This is a genomic window from Chryseobacterium sp. NG-CE01 (genome assembly GCF_055695505.1).
On sequence record NZ_CM146369.1, the window covers coordinates 4,073,207 to 4,095,965 of the forward strand.

The window sequence follows — 22,759 nt, forward strand, 5'->3', positions numbered from 1 at the left end:
AGTCGCTTTTTGGTATATCTTTGACCATAGATCTTAAAGATTCCCACAGATGATTGTGAATAATTTTATTGATTTTTTTAAGTTTTATTTAAATTCTAAAATTAAAGACTCAATTAAAATCTGCGTAATCCGTGTAATCACCGGGAGTTTTAATTTTCCACAATACCACCTTGGGTTCTTTTAACTTTTCCCCGGTTCTTTTAAAACGTTTTCGTCATATCCGCAGGAAGCATCAAATTAAAATCAGTCGGAATGTACTCTTTTTCCGGAACTTTCAGCTCAGGATCTTCGGATTCAAAAACCGATATGACCGCCATTTTCAGGTTGGGATTCTTTTGTCTGATGTACCAATAAATCCCGCCAAACTCTTTGCTGTGGTAATTTCCGTTGTAATGGACAAATATTTTTCCGGGCTTAACATTTTTAAGGACAGACTCCGCCATCGTCGCATCTTTGATCGCCTGTGCGGAAATAAAATTCATCACTTTCATTTCCTCAGCATGGTCGCCCATCATCTTTTTCATTTCCTGATAACCCGGAGTTTCCAGTGTTACCTTTATCGGAAGCTGCGCCATATAAGTTTTGTCTTTTGCCGGTAAGCTGTTCAGAGATTCCAGTCCCTCTTTTGAAGTCTGGGAAGCATATCTTCTGGGAACATTGCTGGCAATGAAAGGCAGTTTTTGGGCTTTGGCGAAATCTACCAAAGGTTTATAATCTGTTGAAAAATTATTCCACAACCTTGCGGAATCCTTGAGCGTTTTCGCATCAAACGTCCCGTTAAGATATTTGTTGAGCTGTTCCTGATTGTCTCTTTCAAACATTTCCGCACCCAGAATCAGCTGTCCGTTTTTCTTTTGGTAAAGCGCCTCGGTAACTTTCAGCTGGAGCCAATGGTTAATAGAATTATTATGATTTTCACCAAAGAAAACAACATCGTAATCGGCGAGTTCCTTCACCAGCTGTTCGGTATTGATTTCTTTTCCTTTTTTATTATAGAACTGATAAGCCTTAAAATTCTGGGCGTTCAATGAACAGAAAAAAGCAAATAATAGTATTGAGAAAATATTTTTCATTTTTACTTAATCAGATTATTTAATTTAACGCAAAGATCGTAAAGTTTTACTCTAAAATACACCTGACAGCAATGATTTGTACAGTAAAAACAGTGCAGGTGAATAATTGATATATAAACTTCAGTAAGATTATGCTGAATATGTTTCAATCGCTTATTATCAATACCTGACATAGAAAAATCATTCATTATGCATTAAAGAGTATACTTAAAGTATTTCAAATGATACTTTATATATCACAGATGATACTTTATGCATTAAGGATTATACTTAAAGCATCATAAATAATACTTTATACATTAAAAATGATACTTCATGCGTTAAATACTATACTTTAAGTATATAAAAATGAGTTTAAAGCATTTCAGACTATGCTTTATACCTCACAAAAGATATATTTGTTTTACTAATTAACAAGAAGCCGTCCTGCAAAAGCAAAAACGGCCTCTATTGAACTAACGATTTTATTTTTCCAGGTCAGCGACAAGGTTTTTCCACTCCTGCAGTTCTGGGATTCCCGGCTTTCTTTTTCCGAAAAACTGTACGATGAAGTCTCCTTCTTTGTTGAACACCTCAATAGCGGTAACCTCTCCGTCTTCCGTAGGTTTCTTCACGATCCATGCTTCAGCGATCTTAGTCACATCAAGATGAAGGTTAAAATCCGGATCCATCACATTGAACCACTGCTGATGCCAAAGTGTTTTTTTAACATTTCCAGTATGAATCTGGATGATTCCTCTGTTTCCGACAAAAATCATAATCGGCAGCTGCTTTTCTGAAGCATCTTCCAAAACATTGACCACTTTCGAGCTGTCGATTTTTTTGGTGAAGCCTTCCGGAGCCAGTCTTAACGCCTGCGTTCTGCTCACCCCGAATTTTCTGGTCATCATGAAGAAATCGTGCGTATCTTTCAGGTCTGTCCATGCTTTTCGGAAACCTTCCACATCGATTTCGGAATCCGGTTTCTCTTCTGCTTTAGGCAAAACAGCTCCACATTCTATGATTGAAGGCTGCTCATCTGCTTTAAATTTTTCCACTATTGCATCAAAAGCAGCTTCAATGCTGTCTTTGGTTAAATAGATTTTATGTAATGCCAGTCCGTCTTTTCCAAAGAACTGCAGGCTTTTTTTATCACCTTCCACCACTGCAAAAGCGAACTTCCAGTGGTTAAGAAAAATTCTGAGGTCGATATCTTCCCCCACGAAAAGCTGTGCATGAGGACTGCTGAAATCACCATTCAGGTAAGTTCCTTTTCTTTCATGAACACATTCGTCATTGCGGGTAAGCGCCATTACTTTCCCTAATTGCTCAGCATCCGTCAGAATATCTTTAAATTCCGGCTTTAAAACCGTTACGCCTTCCCCTACATTCGTAGCCAGCAGCTCTGCTTCGCTTACGCCCAGTTCTGCCGCTGCGTTGCGGATTCTCAAATGTGGATTATCTGCTTTAAGAGCTTCCCATTTTTCTTTAAGATCGTGTACTAATGTGCTCATTATTTTATTTTTTAATGGTTAAAATTGTATAATTTCTTGTTATTGTTTCTTCTGATGTTTTGCTTTTGATCTGCTCTTCCCGCTCTGAAATTTTCATTCTTTTAAAATGGCTCCCGGAAACAGTTTCTTCCATTTCGCTAGTGCTGTACAATTTGAAATCAAACTGTGTGAAAGGCAGTTTTTCCATGAAATCCCGCTGTCCGAAAGTAAGTACAAACATTCCGCTGTCTTTCAGAACCCGATAAATCTCATTTAAATATTCAACAGGCTGCTCCCAGAAATACACGGTGTTTACCGTAAATATCTTGTCGAAAGTTTTATCCTGAAATGGTAATTTCTTTCCCTCATACAAAACAAAATTCGCCTGATCTCCAAAATGTTTATTCAGTCTTTTTGCTTCCTTGTGCATGGTTTCGGAAATATCAATCCCGGTATATTTTATATTTGTTGCTTTGTTCAGAATGCTTTTCACATGGTCAGCATTTCCGTGCCCGATTTCAAGGATGTGTTCATCATCTTCTATTAAAAGCGTCTGAATGCTTTCCAGTGTCATTCCGATATTGGTGGCATTCATCATTTCGCCGATTTCAATTCCCTTCTCTCCCTGCGGATTGGCAAGGTTTTGTGCTAATATTTTTAAATCTTCTTTTTCCATATTATCCAAAAATAATCATTGGCCTGCCCGTAATCGGATGATCACAGATCGTGCAGGGAAAATTGTAGGCTTCACTGATGTTTTCAGCGGTAAAAACTTCTGCCGGTGTTCCACAGGCCTTCACACGTCCTGATTTCATTAGTAAGATTTTATCCGCATATTGCGCCGCCAGATTCAGATCATGGAGTACAACAATGGCTGAATTCGTTTTTCCCGTAAATTTTTTGATGATTTCCAATGCTTTGTACTGATGTTTTACGTCCAGATTATTCAGAGGCTCATCAAGAAAAAGAACCTTGTGGGCAATTTCATTCTGAAGTTGCGCCATGACCCTGGATAAGTGCACTCTTTGTTTTTCACCTCCTGATAACGTATTGTATTCTCTTTCTTTTAAATGGAAAATATCGGTTTCGTACATCATCGTATTCATGGCTTCATAATCTTCCTTGGCCGGCTGTGCATCGAAATACGGGTAGCGGCCCATCATCACAACATCTTTCACCTCAAGCGGAATATCATTGCTGTTGTGCTGGGAAAATTTGGCTTTGTGTTTTGAAAGCTCGTTGACCTTCCAGTCGCTGATGTTTTTATCTTTAAATAAAACCTGTTGTTTCGATTTTACTTCATTTGCCAGAATACTCAACAAACTTGATTTTCCGGCTCCGTTCGGACCTACGATGGCCAAAAATTCTCCATATCCGAGATGTACATCCACCGAATCCAGAATATGAAATTCTTTATGTCTGTAACTGATCTGATGTGCCTTTATCATGACAGTGATTTTTTGAATTTAACCAAAATGGCAATGAATATGGGACCTCCCATTAATGCCGTTAAAATCCCGACAGGAAGTTCCGAAGGTTCAACAATGCTCCTGCTGAATGTATCTGCCGTCAACAGTAAAATACTTCCGCAGATTGCTGATAAAGGCAGGATGAAGGCATAATCTGATTTAAATAAAAGCCTTAAAATATACGGTACAATAAGCCCGACAAACCCAATTGTTCCCGAAAATGCCACACAGCTTCCGATCATTAATGCCGTAATAATGATAATCTGTTTTTTGAGGACCTCCACATTGATTCCCAGATGCTGCGCATCTTTCTCACCCAGCATCATGGCGTTTAATGCTTTGCCTTTAGGCAACAGAATGAGGTAGGAAATGATCAGAACAATTCCCAAAATGATATTTTTCGTCCAGGTCGCAGCAGCTAAGCTTCCTAAATTCCAAAATGTTAAATCTCTTAACTGCTCGTCTTTAGAAATATAAATCAGGAATCCGGTGATGGAAAATCCGATGGCTGTAATGGCAACTCCCGACAACAGCATCATGACCACATTGGTTTTTCCTCCGCTTGTTGAGATTTTATACACCAACAGCATTGATAGCAATGACCCGACAAAAGCGGCAATACCCACCAGCGAAAATTGTACAGCTTCAGGAAGATACTGTCTGAAATGCCCTCCTAAAACAATCGTAATTGCTGCAAGTAATGTTGCTCCTGATGTCAGTCCGATTAAATCTCCTGTTGCCAGCGGATTTTTAAACAGTCCCTGGAGGCTCGTTCCGGAAACGGCAAGCATACTTCCGATGAGTATCGCCATAATAATTCTGGCTGCTCTTACGTCCCAGACCACATATTTATCACTTAAAGACAAGGTTGGATCATTTTTTATGACTTTTCCCAACACTTCAAAAGCAGATTTTCCGGCAAAGTCATAAACCCCGGTATTAAGTGACCATACTGCTATGATGAGAAGCAGTATGGCACTTATGGTAATGTAAACGTATAATTTACTTTGTGTTTTCAACGAGAAGTTTGTTTAATTGTACAGCAGCCTCACCCAGTCTTGGCCCGAAACCGGAAACCAGTCCGCCATCCATTGCGATGATTTTTTTATTTTTCCCGGCATTGGTTTGGGCAACACCCGGCATTTTAAGCGCTCCTTCGTTTCCTCCGGCACCCTGCAGTCCGCTGGTGAAGAAGAATAAAACATCAGGATTTGCTTTTACAACAGCTTCCGGTGTTAAAGGTTTAAAATCTTCAAAGTCATTAACCGCATTTTCACCTCCTGCAATTTCAATTAAAGAAGCCATTGGTGTATTTTTTCCTGAAACCATCAGCATATTTCCTCTGGCGTAGATGAATAATACTTTCGGCTTTTTAGCGATAGGCTGAATCTGCTTCAAATCCGCATCAATTTTGTCGTTGAGCTTTTGATAATCTGTATTTCCGATGGCTTTTGCAACATTTGCAATCAATTTTTTGGTTCCGTCTACGGTAAATTCCTGTTTAAAAATTTCAGTTTTAATTCCTGAAGATTTGATTTTACCCATCAGTTCAGGATTAATGTCTTTATCTGAAGCTAAAATCAATGTCGGAGATACGGCCATGATCGGCTCGATGGTCATGGATCGTACGTGCCCTAAATCTTTCGCTGTCGCTTTAAGAGATTCCGGATACGTGCTGGTAACATCTGTTCCCACGATTTCTTTTTCGTGGCCTAACGCTGCTACAATTTCTGTGATCCCACCGTTTAGTGTTACAATTTTATTGCTTGATTTCGGTGTTTCGGTTTTTGTTTCAGTCTGAGTTTCTGTAGCTGCGTTTTCTTTTTTGCAGGAATACACTGCCATCAGCACAGAAGCTGCAAGGATGAATTTTTTCATAGATATACTTATTATTTGTTTATTTTATTTGATAACACAACGTCCGCAAAGGATTTAATTGTGAATATTCCATTCGCACAGGCGGTGTATTAAGCTAATTACACTGATATTAAATCATTTAATTTACAAAGGTTTATATTCGAAAGAAGGGAAACCTCTTTCGTCTTTAACTCCCTGATCGTCCGTATTTGCCTTGGTAAGTCTGGTAAATCTCAACTTGAAATAATACCCGTTGGGATCTTTAAGAATATAAAAACGGTCCCCGTAAACTTCCAGACCATTGGTGCCTACAGGATTTCTCCAGTTGGACCCGATTACACGCTGATCATCGTAGATGAATTTGGATGGATCAATATCAGAAGTTTTAAAATTATTATACGCTTCCACTCCTGAAGTTCCTGCAGGAACAATTACCTCATAAGCGCCTGTTCCGCCAATATTATTGATCGTTACAAAGTCGGCATAAATATAGCTTCCTGCTCCGGAAATGGTGTTGGTGAATACCGTGAAACAAAGGTCCCACTTTTTCTTTTCGGGTTGAATGGATACTTCGTTTTTATTTTTTAAACTGATAAAATTATAGTTATAGAGAGCATTTTTGGCTACCGTTATTTCAAAATAATTATTGCCATCAATATCTGCTGATTTTACTTTATAGCCTTCCCCAGACCGTAAAATCTGTACTTTTTTCCAGCCTCGGCTGTCGCCTCCCGTAGCTACAGAACCAACGGGTACCGAACCATTGTAGATTTCTTTACCCATATTGACAAGATAAACCGCATTCTCAGAATCATTGGCTTTAATTTCTTCAATAGCAGTATATCCGGAAGGAAAATTCCCTTTAACATCATCGATAAAAACCTCGTTGGCAGGATTGAAATTGGCTACCTGAACCTGATTTTTCAAGGTGGAAACGGTAGCTTCCGTTACCTGACTGAAATCTGTAACATTAGGGATTTTAGCTGCAGCCATCATGATGGAAGAATTCAACACCACTTTAAATTCCGGTCCTGAATACAGGGCGAGATCCCAATCGGTTCTTCTGGTCAGTTTTTGTAAAGGTCCTTTCGTTATCGGATCTGTTTCGCTGAGATCGATCCACACCTGATTGGGCTGTGTTGCCCCGCCTACCCTTGGATCTGCAATAGCTCCTTCTATTTTGGCTACCGATACAGGATCTTCATTATCATTAATACAGGATTGAGATATAAAGGAAGCTCCTACAAGCAAACAATAGAATATTTTTTTCATTTTTAATGTATTTAAAAATTATAATTTAACCTCATGAAATAACTTCGTCCATAGAACAGATTCTGCAGTCCGGAAGAGGCGTTGTGGGTATCTCCCGACTGAATCGTATTCCTTACATTTGTCACGTCGAAGATGTTTTTAATTCCCGCACTTATTTCAAAATGATTATTAAAGAAAGGCTGGCTTACCGTGAAATTCAACATACTGAAATCCCCGATTTCCCCTAAAATATATTGCCCCGGATCTCCCGGATCGTTTTCTTTTCCCTGATAGGTGTAGCGACGCTGAGTTCCGGTGTATTTATAATACAGTGCAAACAAAGTTTTTGACAACGGCAAAGTGTAGTTGGCGGCAAGATTTGCCTCCGCATAATAATTATAATCATCAGGTGAAGTGATGTTTCCCGTATTTAAAACCTGTGAAACACCCATAACCGAAACTCCTGCATTTAAAGAAAGATCTCCTTTTCTTACATTAATTCCCCCTCCGAATAAGATTGATCTGTAATCGTCTACATTCAGAAAAGTGATCTGTAGAGGGCTGTTGTTGATGATCACATCTTGTATTCTGTTTTGCACGTCCAGGTACATTCCCGACAGGCTGAAATTAAATTTCCAGTTGCTGGAGTTGGTTGAAGCATAATCCCAGAAAACGGAAGCAGAATAACCGGTTTCAGGTTTTAAATTTTCATTTCCTCTGATGTCGTGATTGTTATCTACTACAAAAGTGTATAATTCATCATAGGTTGGAAAGCGGTTGGCAGAACCGAAAACGGCACGGATATCCGAATTTTCAGAGGTTGTAAATCTTAGTGTTCCTGAATAGTTATATTGCGAACTGAACCTGTCACTCAAGGTCAATCTAACTCCAGGACGGAATGAAAACCAATCGTTGACCTTCCATTCGGCTGATAAGAAATTAGCATAATTAAAGATCGCACGTTCAATACTTTTTCCGTTATTATTGCTTTCAAAAGTGGTGGCATCGGCAAACCCTTTAGTTCTGTCCAGTTCGTATCCAAGCTGAAAATTAATTTTTTCATTATCTAAAAAATTACTGAACATTCCTCTTGAGTACAGTACATTAGATTTATAAAAAGTAATTTCAGGATCTCTTGCAATTTCCTGTCTGTTGGGAACATCATACGTGTAAAGCTGTGATTTTCTTTCCTGGCTTTGAAAAGAGAAGTCTCCGTTGTAATTTATTCTTCCCAGTTTTGTCTGAATATTAAACTGATGAATCCATCGGTTGGTGTGATAATCTTTGTCGTTTGCGGTATATGTTCTGTTTCCTCCACCCAATGGAAGATCCGTAACTAAAGGATTATAGTAGTTGATTTCTTCCGTAAGAAAGTTCAGCTTGTAAAAAAAGCTTGTGTTGTTTTTGCTGTAACGGATGGTTCCGTTTGCCGTAATCTGATCTTTCGGCTGCCAGTCATACCCTCGTTTTCCGTCGTTGTTTTCGCTGAAATATTTATATCCGTTCAGAGAACCTCTATAACCCTGGAAATCATTATGATTGATGTCTGCGGAAACTGACCAATAGTCGTTAAACCTATAACCAAGATTCAGTGACTGGATATGGCGTCCGTTTCCTTTTTTGAACCAGTCGTAGTCATTTCGTACTGTTTCTTCCTGTATGGATGCCAGCGCGGTAAACTTTTTACTATAATTTTTTTTCGTAATGATATTGATAACTCCGGCTACCGCATTATTTCCGTATTCCACGCCCATTGAACCTTTTACTACCTCAATTCTTTCAATATTGTTGACATTGATTTTAGTAAGGTCAACAAGATTTCCCATTCCTTCATCACTCACCACAGGAATATTATCAATAAGAATCTTAGTGTATTCACCACTGAGCCCCATGATGTTGGCCGTTGAATTTCCTGAGCTTTTGCCGGGTTCTATTAAAATATTAAGATTCTGATTCAGCACTTCGGCAACGTTGGTTACCGCCATATTTTTGATCTGCTGCGCATCAATTACTTCAACTTTGTAAATCGATTTGTCAATTGACTGCTGCATGAATTGTCCGGTAATGACAACCTCATCGATTGTTTTCTGCTTTAAAGAATCTTTTTCCTGTGCATTCACCCATAAAATAACGGATAAGGATAGTATGGAAAGCACTTTCTTTTTCATAGAGAGAAAAATTTTTGACAAATATATAATTTTATTTAGAACAGTTAAAAATAATTATTATAATTTTGTGGAATAATTCTAAATAAAAATAACGTTATGAAACTAAAACTACTTTTAGGAACTTTACTCTTTACAGCAATGGCTGCACAGGCGCAGGTAGCAACACTTAATGAAAACTTTGACGGCTTTACCGCGGGAAACACTACTTTCCCACAAGGTGGCTGGTCGGCCATAACGGCTTCTCCAACACAGGAATTTCCACCGGTATCTCCCAGAATGATCGTTGCTATAGACAATAATAATTCAGCCAATAAGTTCGTACAGTCTTATGCCGGAAACAACGGTTCTGCACCCTCTTACCTTATTTCACCGCAGATTATAGCTCCTGCAGGCGACAAAACATTATCATTCCAGACTACGTTAGTTTCCCCGTCGCCTGGTCCGGGAACGATACAGATCGGACTGGCTTCAAATCCTGCAGATATGTCTACATTTGTTGCCGTGGGAAATCCAATCACCGTATCAACAATCGGAGCTGTTCAGAATATCAGCCTTACCATCCCGGCTTCTACATCTCAGTATATTGTATTCCGGTTTACTCCTTCGGCAACGCACGTGGCAGTACAGATTGATAATGTTGTATATAACACCGCTTCCAATCTTGCTGTTTCCGATCAGATCAAATCTCAGGAATCTGTAAAATTTGCAGTGAATGCAGAAAATACCGCGTTACAGTTTATCACGAAAAAAGATCCGAAAAACATCAGTATTTATTCTGCATCAGGCCAAAAAGTAGCAGCAGGAAAATTAGCAGGCAGATCTTTCGATATCAGCACATTGCAAAAAGGAGTATACTATATCATCATTGAAACTGCAGAAGGTTCTGCAGTAAAATCGAAGTTTATAAAGAAATAAGATTAATTAGACAGCTTTACAGCGGGAGACTGATTTATGATTTCATAGATCGGTCTTTTTTTTTAGAGTACGCTGAAGCTCATTATTTCCTTTAAATAATTAAAATTTAAATTTTAAAACACGACAAAAATCATATTTTATTTAGAACAATTAAAAATAATTTATCTAGTTTTGTAGAATAATTCTAAATAATAATTTACATCTGATATTATGAAAACAAAACTACTTTTCGCTTCAATGCTTGCTTTAGGAGTTCAGCAGACTGCTCTTTCACAGGTTGATGCCAATGGATATACGACAGTAAATATGTCTATGGGTGCCAGTTACCAGAACCGTGTATTTTTCGATCTTAGTTCCAATACTATACAATCTCAGCCTGCCAATACCTGGGATATCGCATTTTTCAGAAATTCGAGCATGAATTTCGGGACGAGAATCAATGATGCACAAAATATAGAAGTCTATCAGGCTTCCGCTAATCCGAACGACTGGAATTCCATTACCACGAACGTTGTTTCTTCATACGGATCACCGCTATATAACCTTGACAATACAACATCTATCCAGGAAGGTGCCTTCGAACAGGGAACAGCTGCTTACGGCTGGGGTGAATATAATCCGGGAAATCATCATATTGAAGGAAAAGTAATTTTTATCCTGAAATATGTTTTGAGCAATACCTATTACAAATTCATGATTGATGATTATTTCGGAGGGTATACTTTTAAATATGCCAAATGGAATGCCGCCACTTCCTCGTGGGATACCACCGTTTCAAAAACCATAGCCAACGGAACCGATGATGCGTATTTTAACTATTTCTCTTTTGCAACCGGAGATAAAGTAACTAATCTGGAGCCTCCAAAAGCCAACTGGGACCTTATGTTTACAAGATACTGGACCGATTATCCGTACACCGACCCGAATACAGGCCAGCCTGCTACTACGAAGTACAGAATGTCGGGTGTGATACAGAACAGCAATATCACGGTAGCCAAAGTACAGCCCGAGACTCAGGCAACTACAGCTTCTACTCTTCCTGTAGTTTCTTCATTTTCAAACAATATTACAACCATCGGTCATTCCTGGAAACCGACGGTAGGTGTTTACAGTGACGTAGTGTATTACATCAAACAGGGATCTGACTATTACAGAATGTATTTCGTTTCAAACGAAGGTTCACAGACCGGAAATATGTATTTTAAGTATAAAAATATTACATCATTTTTAGGAACAGCCGATGCTGCCGGTAAAAAAGCTTCTTTCGGAATTTATCCTAACCCGACAACGGCAGATAAACAGGTCACTGTTTTATTTGATGTTAAAGAAAAGCTCAGCAGCAAAGGGAATGTGGAAGTGTATGATCTGTCAGGCAAAAAAGTACATTTTGCTGAACTTACCAACCAGACGGGCTTTTATAAGCAGGATCTGAATCTTTCGCACCTTTCTTCAGGAAATTACCTTGTAAAAATAACGTTCGGCGGACAGACGGAAACGAAAAAGCTGATCGTGAAATAGGCAATTGTGAATGGTGAAAGGTCAATTCAAAATTCAAAATTGCTCATTCACAATTCACTTCAAATAATACTTTCTATTTTTTCTAATAAAAGGCTGCTCGCATTCGTGAACAGCCTTTTAGATTTTAATAAGGTTATCTTATTTAAAGTGTTTTAAACCCTTTATACACTACGGTAGAGCTTTCCAGCATTTTGGATACTTCTTTTCTGAAGTTCAGCAGATGATCCTGCCCGCTGTGACGGTTCAGATGATCTTCGGTTTCCCATAATTCTACCATAAAGAATGTTCCTTTATTGTCTTTATCTTCAATAAGATCATATTTCAGACAGCCTTCTTCTTTTCTGGTTTCTTTTACCAAAGTCTGAAAAAGCTCAACAGCTTCCATTAAATAGTTTTCATTAAACTTAAAAACGGCAACGACGTGTATGTTCATAGTATTTTTTTAATGCTGTAAAAGTAAAATATTTTCAAAACCAAAAATATTTTTTATTGCTTTAATTTTCCACACATTAAGTGATTTTTATTAAAAAACAGATTTATAGATGGTTATGGAACTCATAATGATCACCAGCAGTCCAATGACGATAAACATGCTCTTCACAGGGAGTTTAGCCGTAAGCATTGCAGAAAAAGGCGCGGTAAAGATTCCGCCGATCAAAAGTCCGAAAATGATGTTCAAATGCTGAATTCCCAGGGTAAAAATAAAGGTAATGGCTGCGGTAAGGGTTAAGATAAACTTGGCAACCGTAGAACTTCCCACTGCAAATCTTGGGGTAAAGGAATTTTTAATTAATGTTCCGGTCACCAAAGGCCCCCATCCTCCTCCGGCAAATGAATCGATAAATCCTCCGGCAAGGCCCAGTCTGGTAAGATTGGTTTTCTTTTTCAGTTTTTTATCCTGCTTATTTTTAAAGGCATTGGATAAAATCTGAATTCCCAGATACAGCGTATAAAAGGAAATAATGGTTTTCGTGATTTTTGAATAATACTCTCCCAGATATGTCAGAGAAACAGCTCCGATCACGGCTCCGATCACGGCCGGAACCGCAAGCCTTTTCACCAGCGTTTTACTTACATTTTTAAGCCTGATATGGCTTATGCTTCCTGCCGCAGTGGTAAAACTTTCGGCGGAATGAATGCTCGCACTTACCGCATGTGGCGGAATACCCAGAAACAACAGTGTGGTGGTACAGATGACACCGTAACCCATTCCCATTGATCCGGCTACAATTTCCGCTAAAACGCCCACCAGCAGCATCCAGTAAAAAATATAGTTATCTTTAGCAAGGACCGTAAAAAGTTCGTCCAGATACCCGAGCTGATACATGGAAAAAACGGTAACAGACAATACTGCGGCTGTTATAAAAAATACATTGAGCCTAACCTGAACTTTTCTTGAGATGATCATTACCGTTTACTTTTAGTTGTTAAAACAATAATTATTACTTACAGGATCATGACAGCACCTACTGTCGAATTGCCGGTTTCGTCGATCAGGATGGCATTTCCTGTGTTACGGCTTTCATTAAAGCTGTCGAATACAAGTGGAGAAGCCGTCTTCAATCTGACTTTTACCACTTCATTCAGCCTGATATTTTCCGTAACCGGAATTTTTTCTAATGTATTGACGTCAATTTTATATTCGATTTCTTTTATCAGCGCTTTCAGAAGCTTGCTTTTATGCTGAATAAAATATTTACTGCCTTCAGTCAGTTCTTTTTTATCCAACCAGCAGACAACCGCTTCAATTTCATTTTCCATTTTTGGAAGACTGTCCTGTTTAACGAGGAAGTCACCGCGGCTGATATCAATATCATCTTCAATATGAATAACGGCAGGCTGTCCGGCAAAAACAGCATCCGTTTCCTTACCTCCTGTTTCAATAGACGATATTTTTGTATTGATATTTTGCGGAAGCACCGTAATTTCATCCCCTTTTTTGTAAACGCCGGAAATCACTTCTCCGGCATAACCTCTGTAATCGTGAAGCTCATCAGTCTGAGGCCGGATTACATATTGTACCTGGAATCTCGGGCTTTCAAACTCGTTGTTGTTATTGACCTCAACTGTTTCCAGAAAATCAAGCAGTGAAGGACCATCGTACCAGCTCATATTTTCTGACCGGGAAACAATATTATCACCGTGAAATGCCGAAATCGGGAAATAGCTGATATTTTCCAGTCCCAGTTTTGCTGCAACTTCACCATACTGAATTTTAATATCATTAAAAATTTCCTGTGAGTAGTCAACGAGATCCATTTTATTAATGGCTACCACTACATGTTTCATCTTCAGTAATGAAGCGATGATGGAATGTCTTTTCGTCTGCTCGATAACTCCCTGTCTTGCATCAATAAGAATGACGATCAGCTGTGAGTTTGAGGCTCCCGTAATCATATTTCTTGTATACTGAATATGTCCGGGTGCATCAGCAATAATAAATTTTCTTTTAGGTGTCGAAAAATATCGGTAGGCAACATCAATGGTAATTCCCTGCTCTCTTTCAGCCCGTAATCCGTCGGTTAAAATGGCAAGGTCTATTCCGTTTTCGTTTTTGTTTTTTGATTGTTTTTCCAGTGCTTCCAACTGGTCGACCAATATATTTTTACTGTCATAAAGAAGTCTTCCGATAAGGGTACTTTTACCGTCATCCACACTTCCTGCAGTGATAAATCTTAATATGTCCACGTTTAGTTTATTAATAATGATAATAGGTAATAAGTAATTTCTGAGCTCATCAAAATTATATTACCTATCTTCATGTTAGAAATTATATTAAATTTAAAAACAAATTTTAAGCACAATTGGCATTGCTTATTACCAATTGCTCTTTGCTTATTAAAAATATCCGCCCTTTTTTCGGTCTTCCATAGCCGCTTCCGTTACTTTATCGTCGATTCTGGTTTCGCCGCGTTCTGAAATTCTGGAAGCTGTGATTTCGTTCACAACCTCATCCAGCGTTTCCGCATGGCTTTCTACGGCTGCTGTACAGGTCATATCACCTACCGTTCTGTAACGGACTTTTTTATTTAGGATCGTATCATGCTCATCAATCTGAATAAAATCTGAAACGGCAATCAGCTGGCCTTCATATTCTATAACATCTCGGTCATGCGCAAAATAAATCGATGGAAGCTGAATATTTTCTTTTTTGATATAGTTCCAGACATCAAGTTCCGTCCAGTTGGAAATCGGGAAAACCCTTACATTTTCACCTTTGCTGATTCTTCCGTTATAAATATTCCAGAGTTCGGGACGCTGTAATTTTGGGTCCCATTGCCCGAATTCATCCCGAACGGAGAAGAAACGTTCTTTTGCTCTTGCCTTTTCTTCGTCTCTTCTGGCTCCGCCGATACATGCATCAAACCCGAATTCTTCAATCGTATCGAGTAAAGTATGCGTCTGCAGCCAGTTTCTTGAGGCAAATTTTCCTTTAGGCTCCGCTAATTTTTTAGCTTTAATGGTATCTTCCACACTTCGTACGATCAGTTCTGCACCGATTGTTTCTGCAAGATAATCCCTGAACTGCAATGCCTCCGGAAAGTTGTGGCCGGTATCAATATGTACCAAAGGAAAAGGGATTTTCATGGGTGCAAAAGCTTTTATTGCCAGATGTACCAATGTGATGGAATCTTTTCCGCCGCTGAAAAGCAAAGCCGGCTTTTCAAACTGTGCGGCGATTTCCCGCATAATGTAAATACTTTCAGCCTCCAGCTGCTCCAGATAGTCTAGTTTATATGTGTTCATTTTGAAAGTAATATTTGAATTAATGCGTGTGAAGACCGCATTCTTTTTGTGAATTTTCCCACCACCAGCGTCCTGCACGCGGATTCTCGCCTTCAACAACAGCTCTTGTACATGGCTGACAGCCAACACTGATGAATCCTTTTTTATGCAAAGACAGTTCCTGAACCTTATTCTGCTGCAGATAAACAAGAACCTGCTGGTAATTCCAGTCGATTAGCGGATTATACTTGTAAAGCCTCCGTTCTTCGTCCCATTCGATAATAGGCATATTTGCACGGTTTTCAGATTGTTCAGAACGCAATCCTGTGATCCAGATGTCTGCATTTTCAAGGGCGCGGTTTAAAGGTTTAACCTTTCTGATGAAACAACATTCTTTCCTGTTTTCTACAGAATGGTAAAACGCATTAATGCCTTTTTCATTGACGTATTTTTCAACATCCGAAGGTTCCGGGAAATAGACTTCCGTTTTGGTTGCATAGCGGGCGTTGTTTTGTGAAAGCAGTTCGTAGTGTTCGTAAAAAAGCCTGCCTGTATCTAATGTAAAAACCTTTATCGGCAGCTTATTTTTGAAAATGATGTCGGTAATGACCTGGTCTTCCTGACCAAGTGATGTTGAAAAAACAGCTGTTTCCGGAAAACGTGAAGAAATAAATTTCAATCCTTCTTCTGGCGGAAGCTGTCTGAGTGTTTCTGCATCTTCTTTTGAAACCATAATTTATTCATTTGAAGTAATGCAAATATCCAATAAAATTATTATCCCACCAAAAAAGTAGACTAATAATTCAAAAAAAAGGACCGGGTCAGTCGACCAGATCCATTAAAGTTTTTCTTTCCAGAATATTCAGCGAGGCATCCCTTACTTCAATCAGTACGTCGTGCAGCCCGCAATGATCTTCGGTACAGTCTTCACAATTTTCATAAAAGTTCAGGCTTACACAAGGAAGCAGCGCTATGGGTCCGTTTACGAGACGGATAATTTTGGCCAGCTTAACGTTTTCAGGATTTTCTTTAAAAAAATATCCTCCACCTTTACCTTTTTTACTATCGAGAATCCCCGCTTTTTTAAGTTCGAGCAGGATATTTTCCAAAAACTTCAAAGGGATCTTCTTATGATCGGCAATTTCGGAAATAAGAATCGGCCCGTCGTTCCTCTTTTCTACAAGATACGACAGCGCCTTAAACGCGTATTGAGATTTTTTAGACAGCATTACTACAAAAATAAGAAAATTGTTTTAAATCCATCAATATCCTGAAAAGTTGAAAGATCAGGATATGAATACGTTGCAATATACAGAAACTACCAATATAATTTTATTTGAATTAATTCAAAGACTGCTGACAGACAGCTGTCATCCGATCGGCTAATTTTGTGCTATAATTAAACATAAAAAATGAATCTATTATCAATACGCATCATTACTGCAGACATAGAAAGGTTAATAAAATTTTACGAACACATCACAGGATTTTCTCTGATACAATACACGCCGGATTTCGCTGAGTTCAGAACGGCAACAGCAACTTTAGCCATCGGAAGTACAAAAACATTACAGTTCTTTGGCGGTGATGATATAGCACAACCGGAACAAAACCGCAGCATCATTATTGAATTTAAGGTAGATGATGTTGATAAAGAGTATGAAAGATTATCTGCCTATCTTCAGGGAAGCATCGTACAGAAGCCGACAGTAATGCCCTGGGGAAATAAATCACTTTTATTTCGTGATCCTGACGGAAATCTTGTCAATTTCTTCACCCCCGTTACTCCTGAAGCAGCATTAAGATCAGAAGGAAAATAATATTGGATATGAACTGACAGAGACCCGTCAGGAAAATTAAGTTTTTCGGCGGGCTTTCTTTTTTCTTCTTATTCCATTCCGGTCAAAAATTCCTACTTTTGTTATATGTTCAGCAAACAGGAAGCACAACAGCTAAAAAAAGAATTTTGGACGGCCTTTGGAAAATCTTTCCCGAGAAAATGGATTTTATACGATACCAAGATCAAGGATATGTCTTTCAAGTTTTATGCGGATAATAAAAAAGCAGAAGTATCTCTGGATATCGAAATGAAAGATGAAGTTTTCAGAGATGCCTATTACAATAAAATCTGGTCGCTTGAGGATATTCTGAAAGATTTTATCGGCGATTTTCATAAGGAAGAATCTTATACGCTGGAAAACGGGAAAGTCATCAGCAGGATCTGGGTTGAAAAACATGGCGTTTCCATTTTCAATAAAAATACATGGCAGGAAACTTTTCAGTTTTTCGTTGATAAAATGGATGGTTTTGAAAGGTTCTATTATGAATATGAAGATTTTATAAAAGACGTTTAACTCTATAACCACCGATCTTTTATTTGCCAAATGGCAAATGCCAGAATAATTTCTTTCCTTACCTTGCATTCATGAAAGAACTATTTGACTTTATCCTCAGATTCGGGAATCTCAACCAGCAGCAGATGGATTTTATTGCAGCAAAAGCAACAGAGATCAGTCTGCCCAAAGAAGAATATTTTTCCGAAGCCGGTAAAGTAGCCAAACAGGTGGGATTTGTTGTTGACGGAATCCTGCGCGTATGCTACTACAACAATAAAAGCGAGGAGATCACCAAATATTTTATTGAAGAAAACAACCTTGTCGTAGATCTTGAAAGCTTTGATAACCAGATTTGTTCAAGCTCTTATGTTCAGGCCGTTACAGACTGCAAGCTTGTTGTTTTCGAAAGAAAGGACTGGCAGGAATTATTGCAGACTATTGTCGGTTTTGATGCCATCGTTCATAAAATCATTTCCCGAGCTTTAATCCAGAAAGTGGAACGAAGGAGCCCGCTTGTGACCGAAGATGCTACAACACGTTATCTCAAATTCCTGGAAATTTATCCTACGGCAGTCAACAGAATTCCGCTTTCTTATGTAGCTTCTTATCTTGGCGTGACACAGTCTTCTTTAAGCAGGATCAGGAAGAATATAAGGCTGTAAATTGAATTTTGTGAGATGTATAAAGTTGTTGATGTCACTGTCAATAAATTACTTCACAGCCTTTGAAAATTCATCCACTCCTGTAAACTAAATCGCATTTAAATACAAATACCCCTGTTGGCACTTTATGTATGCTGATGGTAAGAATAAACAAAACTGTTTTAATTCAATATCAATTGATTTTCAATTAAAACAACCCTATTTATTATTGATGTATGCTGATGGTAAGTACAAACAATACTGTTTTAATTCAATGTCAATTGATTTTAAATACAAACAACGCTGTTTGGATTTCATGTAAAGTTTGCGGCTGATCTTTTATTTCCGGTATTTACCTTCCTTAAACCGGAACTTAATAAAATACGACAACCATAATTTCTCATAACTTCTCTTTTTGCCAAATGGCAAATGTCACCCTGTTTTATTGTCGGACTTTTACATCAGTTAAAATATAAAAAATGAAAACAGTATTAATTACAGGAGCCAACAGAAGCATTGGTCTTGAAACCGCAAAACAACTTTCAGAAAAGGGATTATTCGTGTATTTAGGAAGCCGTAATCTTGCAAAAGGGGAAGAAACTGTAAAAGGATTGACAGAGCAGGGATTTCAGAATATCAAAGCAATTGAAATCGACGTTACCAATCCTGAATCAATAGCCAAAGCAAGGAACGTGGTTGAAAACGAACAGGGAAAACTGGATATCCTCATCAATAATGCCGGAATTCTGGGCGTAAATCCCCAGACCGCTTCCGAGACTTCGGTGAATGATATCCGCGAAGTTTTTGACACCAATTTCTTTGGAGTAATCAATGTTACCCAGGCATTTTTAGATTTGCTTAAAAAATCAGACAGTCCGCGAATCAGCAACATCACTTCAGGATTAGGTTCTCTTACTTTGCATAGCGACCCGGCATGGAAATATTATCACGTAAAAACAGCAGCTTACGGCCCTTCAAAGTCAGCCTTGAATGCGTATACCATAACGCTTGCGTACGAACTGAGAGAACTGCCGTTTAAAGTGAATGTAATTGATCCCGGATATACGGCAACCGATTTCAATGGCCATAGCGGCCCAGGCTCCGTAGAAAGTGCGGCATCATTCATCGTAAAAAATACTTTAACGGATGAAAACGGACCGACCGGACAGTATTTCAGTAATGATATTGAGGATGAAAGCGGAATCAGCCCGTGGTAGTTTTTTAACACTTATATTAAAGAGAGACTTAACGTTTCTCTTTTTTTATTAAGCTAATTCCTGCATCCTGCTTGGCAAGAAATTCGGATCATTCACGATTTGGTTACATCATTCGAGGATTCGGCTACTTTTAAAACGGTGCTTCTTACCACCTTTGTACCATCATTTAAAACAATAAAAATATTAAAAAATGGAAGCAAAAAAAGTATGGTTCGTGACAGGAGCGTCTAAAGGTCTTGGGTTCGAACTGGTAAAAAAATTATTATCTGATGGATTTAAAGTGGCTGCAACAAGCCGCACGGTAGAATCTTTAACGGATGCCTTCGGAGAAGTTTCCGAAAATTTCCTCCCGTTGAGTATGAATATTACGGATAATAATGATGTAAAATCTGCTCTGGATAAAACAGTAGAACATTTTGGAAATGTTGATGTGATTATTAACAATGCAGGATACGGACAATTGGGAACGCTGGAAGAATTGAGCGATGCCGAAGCAAGGGCCAATTTCGATGTTAACGTATTCGGAACTTTGAATGTAATCAGGAATGCAATGCCTTATCTCAGAGCGCAGAAATCAGGAAATATTTTCAATATTTCATCTGTTGGAGGCTATTACGGCGGTTTTCCGGGCTGGGGAGTTTACTGTTCCACAAAATTTGCAGTAGCCGGATTTACGGAGGCTTTGGCCGAAGAAGCGAGGGATTTCGGAATTCACGCAACGGTTGTTTATCCTGCTTATTTCCGTACGGATTTCCTTACAAAAGATTCGGTAAAAACACCTGAAAATTCTATTGAAGCCTATGAAGCGGCAAGAAACTCGGAGAAAGCACATTTGGATGAGATCAACGGAAACCAGCCGAATGATCCGGTAAAAGCAGCTGATGTTCTGATACAGATCAGTAAAGAGGAAAATCCGCCGGTACATCTGCTGTTGGGGGTAGGTGCTCCGGAATTTCTTAACAATAAAATCGCAGCGATTACAAAAGATGCGAAAGACTGGGAAGATTTAACTTTATCTACAGGGATCTAAAATCAGAATTCCATAATTGAAACAAAAGCTTTATACCCAAAGGTATAAGGCTTTTTTAGTTATCAGAACAAAGAAAGCTGGATCGGTTTCGAAGGAGAGGGCTTCTGAGCGTCACCAAAAACAGTTTTCCCGCCAAAACGCCATGAGTTTTGTCTTTCTTCTTCAATCACCTCCTGGATATCAAAATCAGGAGTAAAATTCTGTTCGGTTTTTACAACAATATCGTGAAGCTTGTTTAATGTTTTCAGTTTATCGGAATTTCCAAGCTTTGATTTTTCAATTCCTTTTCTGATGATACTGATGCTTTCGTCATAGACTTTAGTGGGAACCGGGAAAGGATGACCATCTTTTCCGCCGTGGGCGAAAGAAAATCTGGCAGGATCCGTAAACCTTGACGGCGCCCCGTGAATCACTTCACTTACCAACGCCAGCGACTGCATGGTTCTTGGCCCTACCCCTTCCAGCATGAGCAGGTCTTCAAAATTCTGAGGCTGCTGTTCGCGGGTCACATACAACAATGCTCCGAGACGTTTCAAATCAACATCGGAAGCCTGTACATCGTGGTGTGCCGGAAGAATCAGCCTTGCAAAATCACTCATAATTTCTGCAGAATCGGTATGGGAAATTTCCAAGATACCTTTCCTGTTTTGGGAAGCATCCGAATCGGTAAGATTTAAAATTTTACCTCTTGAAACCCCGTTGATTCCCGTATGTGGTTCTTTTACAAAAGATTTTATATTTTCAGAATGCCAGTGATAGCGTCTCGCCGTACTGTCGGATTCATGCATTCCCTGCTGTACGACACTCCAGTTTCCGTTGTCTGCCAGGATAAAATTATGCAGGTATAGCTGATATCCATCCTGAATTGCCGTATTATCGACTTTTGCCGAAAGCTTGCTGGCTCTTACGAGTTCGTTTCCGTTTAATCCTGTTTTGTCGGCAATCCTGATGAGTTCCGAAGGTGTTTCTCTTGAAAATTTTCCCTTTCCGCCGCAGATATACAATCCGAGAGTCTGGGAATTCGGGTTGATGGAACGTTTCAGTGCTCCCATAACCGAAGTGGTAATTCCGGAAGAGTGCCAGTCCATGCCCATCACGGCACCAAAGCTCTGAAACCAGAAAGGATCTGCGAGTCGTCTCAATACCTCATCTTTTCCATAATCTGCGAGAATGACCTCAATAATGGATAGGCCAAGCACAGACATACGTTCATACAACCACGGCGGCACTTTGCCATAGTGAAGCGGTAAATCTGCTGTTCCGGAACGTTTCATGATGTAAAGGTAGGGCTATTAGAATTAAATTTTGATGATTGAGGTCAGTATTTTAAGCACAAATATTTTTCACGAATATTCAGTAATTAAATTTATAAATTTTGGCTAAAGCCAATTGAATTGCTATTTGATTAAACGGGCTAAAGCCCGTTCCTATTGATAGAGGTTTGTGTTATCTGTGAAAAATATTCGTGACATTCGTGTTTAATTAAAAAAGCCCTGCGGAAGTCCACAAGGCAATTATTAAATATAATCTTTTAATTATTTCAATGCAGCTAAAGCGGCTTCGTAGTTTGGTTCGTCGGCGATTTCCGAAACCTGTTCTGTATACACTACTTTATTGTCGGCATCAGTAACGATTACAGCACGGCTCAGAAGTCCTTTCATCGGAGAATCCGTGATGGTTACTTCATAATCATCCCCAAAGCTGCTTCTGAAGTCTGAAAGGGTTTCTACATTGTTCAGACCTTCGGCAGCACAGAATCTTCCTAAAGCAAAAGGTAAATCTCTGGAAACGTTGATAACAACAGTATCTTCCAGTGCAGAAGCCTCTTCATTGAATTTTCTTGCTGATGATGCACATGTAGGCGTATCAATGCTCGGGAAGATGTTGAATACCTTTTTCTTTCCCTCGAAGTTTTCAAGTGTTTTCACCTGTAACCCTGAATCTACCAGTGCAAAATCCCTGATGGTGGAGCCTACTTCCGGTAATTTCCCGATCGTGTGCACTTCATTTCCTTTTAAAGTAATTGTTGTTGACATAATTCTTTTTTTAGTTCATCAAATTTAATTAAAAAAGGGAAATTCCCTCA

23 protein-coding genes are annotated in these 22,759 nt (G+C 38.9%); 7 read left to right on the plus strand and 16 right to left on the minus strand.

All coding sequences use genetic code 11. The annotated features are described in order from the left end of the window. Positions 1–200 precede the first annotated feature (200 nt). From ACYT6F_RS18610 to ACYT6F_RS18645, 8 genes are all read right to left on the minus strand, one after another. Entirely contained in the window at positions 201–1,073 is an 873-nt protein-coding gene (locus ACYT6F_RS18610; RefSeq protein WP_472599101.1) for a ChaN family lipoprotein, read from the minus strand. 464 nt (positions 1,074–1,537) lie between these two features. Beyond that, complete coding sequence (locus ACYT6F_RS18615; RefSeq protein WP_472599102.1) at positions 1,538–2,566, minus strand: hemin-degrading factor; 1,029 nt, start codon at positions 2,564–2,566, stop codon at positions 1,538–1,540. Positions 2,567–2,570: 4 nt separating this feature from the next. Next, positions 2,571–3,221 carry a class I SAM-dependent methyltransferase gene (locus tag ACYT6F_RS18620; protein ID WP_472599103.1) on the minus strand — a complete coding sequence of 217 codons (651 nt, stop codon included), beginning with the start codon at positions 3,219–3,221 and terminating at the stop codon, positions 2,571–2,573. A gap of 1 nt (position 3,222) precedes the next feature. After that, positions 3,223–3,993, minus strand: a complete 771-nt coding sequence (locus ACYT6F_RS18625; RefSeq protein WP_472599104.1) for a heme ABC transporter ATP-binding protein — start codon at positions 3,991–3,993, stop codon at positions 3,223–3,225. After that, a complete protein-coding gene (locus tag ACYT6F_RS18630) occupies positions 3,990–5,033 on the minus strand; it encodes a FecCD family ABC transporter permease (RefSeq protein ID WP_472599105.1) in 1,044 nt (347 codons plus the stop codon). The genes ACYT6F_RS18625 and ACYT6F_RS18630 overlap by 4 nt, the downstream gene beginning before the upstream one ends. Further along, on the minus strand, positions 5,017–5,892 hold the full coding sequence (locus tag ACYT6F_RS18635) for a heme/hemin ABC transporter substrate-binding protein (protein ID WP_472599106.1): 876 nt from the start codon (positions 5,890–5,892) through the stop codon (positions 5,017–5,019). The genes ACYT6F_RS18630 and ACYT6F_RS18635 overlap by 17 nt, the downstream gene beginning before the upstream one ends. A 123-nt stretch (positions 5,893–6,015) precedes the next feature. After that, a complete protein-coding gene (locus ACYT6F_RS18640) occupies positions 6,016–7,143 on the minus strand; it encodes an HmuY family protein (RefSeq protein WP_472599107.1) in 1,128 nt (375 codons plus the stop codon). Between the two features lie 11 nt (positions 7,144–7,154). Continuing rightward, on the minus strand, positions 7,155–9,290 hold the full coding sequence (locus ACYT6F_RS18645) for a TonB-dependent receptor plug domain-containing protein (RefSeq protein WP_472599108.1): 2,136 nt from the start codon (positions 9,288–9,290) through the stop codon (positions 7,155–7,157). 96 nt (positions 9,291–9,386) lie between these two features. Between ACYT6F_RS18645 and ACYT6F_RS18650 the strand changes: the two genes are divergently transcribed. Then, entirely contained in the window at positions 9,387–10,205 is an 819-nt protein-coding gene (locus ACYT6F_RS18650) for a choice-of-anchor J domain-containing protein (protein ID WP_472599109.1), read from the plus strand. 210 nt (positions 10,206–10,415) lie between these two features. Continuing rightward, positions 10,416–11,723 carry a T9SS type A sorting domain-containing protein gene (locus ACYT6F_RS18655; protein ID WP_472599110.1) on the plus strand — a complete coding sequence of 436 codons (1,308 nt, stop codon included), beginning with the start codon at positions 10,416–10,418 and terminating at the stop codon, positions 11,721–11,723. A gap of 142 nt (positions 11,724–11,865) precedes the next feature. On the opposite strand, the gene ACYT6F_RS18660 is transcribed toward ACYT6F_RS18655, so the two are convergent. The 6 genes from ACYT6F_RS18660 to ACYT6F_RS18685 form a co-directional block, all read right to left on the minus strand. Beyond that, positions 11,866–12,156 (minus strand): putative quinol monooxygenase, encoded by a 291-nt coding sequence (locus ACYT6F_RS18660; protein WP_169229856.1) that lies wholly within the window; start codon positions 12,154–12,156, stop codon positions 11,866–11,868. Between the two features lie 90 nt (positions 12,157–12,246). Beyond that, a complete protein-coding gene (locus ACYT6F_RS18665; protein WP_472599111.1) occupies positions 12,247–13,131 on the minus strand; it encodes a sulfite exporter TauE/SafE family protein in 885 nt (294 codons plus the stop codon). A 38-nt stretch (positions 13,132–13,169) separates the two neighbouring features. Beyond that, entirely contained in the window at positions 13,170–14,411 is a 1,242-nt protein-coding gene (locus ACYT6F_RS18670; protein ID WP_472599112.1) for a sulfate adenylyltransferase subunit 1, read from the minus strand. 150 nt (positions 14,412–14,561) lie between these two features. Continuing rightward, positions 14,562–15,470 (minus strand): sulfate adenylyltransferase subunit CysD, encoded by a 909-nt coding sequence (gene cysD / locus ACYT6F_RS18675; RefSeq protein WP_472599113.1) that lies wholly within the window; start codon positions 15,468–15,470, stop codon positions 14,562–14,564. Between the two features lie 19 nt (positions 15,471–15,489). Beyond that, the gene (locus ACYT6F_RS18680) at positions 15,490–16,182 is read right to left on the minus strand and encodes a phosphoadenylyl-sulfate reductase (protein WP_472599114.1); all 693 of its coding nucleotides are present in this window, start codon (positions 16,180–16,182) and stop codon (positions 15,490–15,492) included. An 88-nt stretch (positions 16,183–16,270) separates the two neighbouring features. Beyond that, positions 16,271–16,678: an RrF2 family transcriptional regulator gene (locus tag ACYT6F_RS18685; protein ID WP_169229851.1), complete on the minus strand. Its 408-nt coding sequence runs from the start codon at positions 16,676–16,678 to the stop codon at positions 16,271–16,273. A gap of 183 nt (positions 16,679–16,861) precedes the next feature. Here ACYT6F_RS18685 and ACYT6F_RS18690 point away from each other — a divergent pair, with 183 nt between their 5' ends. The 5 genes from ACYT6F_RS18690 (at position 16,862) to ACYT6F_RS18710 (ending at position 20,673) form a co-directional block, all read left to right on the plus strand. After that, complete coding sequence (locus ACYT6F_RS18690) at positions 16,862–17,269, plus strand: VOC family protein (protein WP_472599115.1); 408 nt, start codon at positions 16,862–16,864, stop codon at positions 17,267–17,269. 105 nt (positions 17,270–17,374) lie between these two features. Next, a complete protein-coding gene (locus ACYT6F_RS18695) occupies positions 17,375–17,803 on the plus strand; it encodes a DUF4268 domain-containing protein (RefSeq protein ID WP_472599116.1) in 429 nt (142 codons plus the stop codon). Positions 17,804–17,874: 71 nt separating this feature from the next. Then, entirely contained in the window at positions 17,875–18,447 is a 573-nt protein-coding gene (locus ACYT6F_RS18700; protein ID WP_472599117.1) for a Crp/Fnr family transcriptional regulator, read from the plus strand. 458 nt (positions 18,448–18,905) lie between these two features. After that, a complete protein-coding gene (locus ACYT6F_RS18705; protein WP_472599118.1) occupies positions 18,906–19,643 on the plus strand; it encodes an SDR family oxidoreductase in 738 nt (245 codons plus the stop codon). 190 nt (positions 19,644–19,833) lie between these two features. Beyond that, on the plus strand, positions 19,834–20,673 hold the full coding sequence (locus tag ACYT6F_RS18710; protein ID WP_472599119.1) for an SDR family NAD(P)-dependent oxidoreductase: 840 nt from the start codon (positions 19,834–19,836) through the stop codon (positions 20,671–20,673). A gap of 62 nt (positions 20,674–20,735) precedes the next feature. On the opposite strand, the gene ACYT6F_RS18715 is transcribed toward ACYT6F_RS18710, so the two are convergent. Together ACYT6F_RS18715 and tpx are read right to left on the minus strand one after the other, a co-directional pair. After that, positions 20,736–21,947: a DUF763 domain-containing protein gene (locus tag ACYT6F_RS18715; protein ID WP_472599120.1), complete on the minus strand. Its 1,212-nt coding sequence runs from the start codon at positions 21,945–21,947 to the stop codon at positions 20,736–20,738. Between the two features lie 261 nt (positions 21,948–22,208). Further along, positions 22,209–22,709 (minus strand): thiol peroxidase, encoded by a 501-nt coding sequence (tpx, locus tag ACYT6F_RS18720; protein WP_472599121.1) that lies wholly within the window; start codon positions 22,707–22,709, stop codon positions 22,209–22,211. Positions 22,710–22,759: the final 50 nt, after the last annotated feature.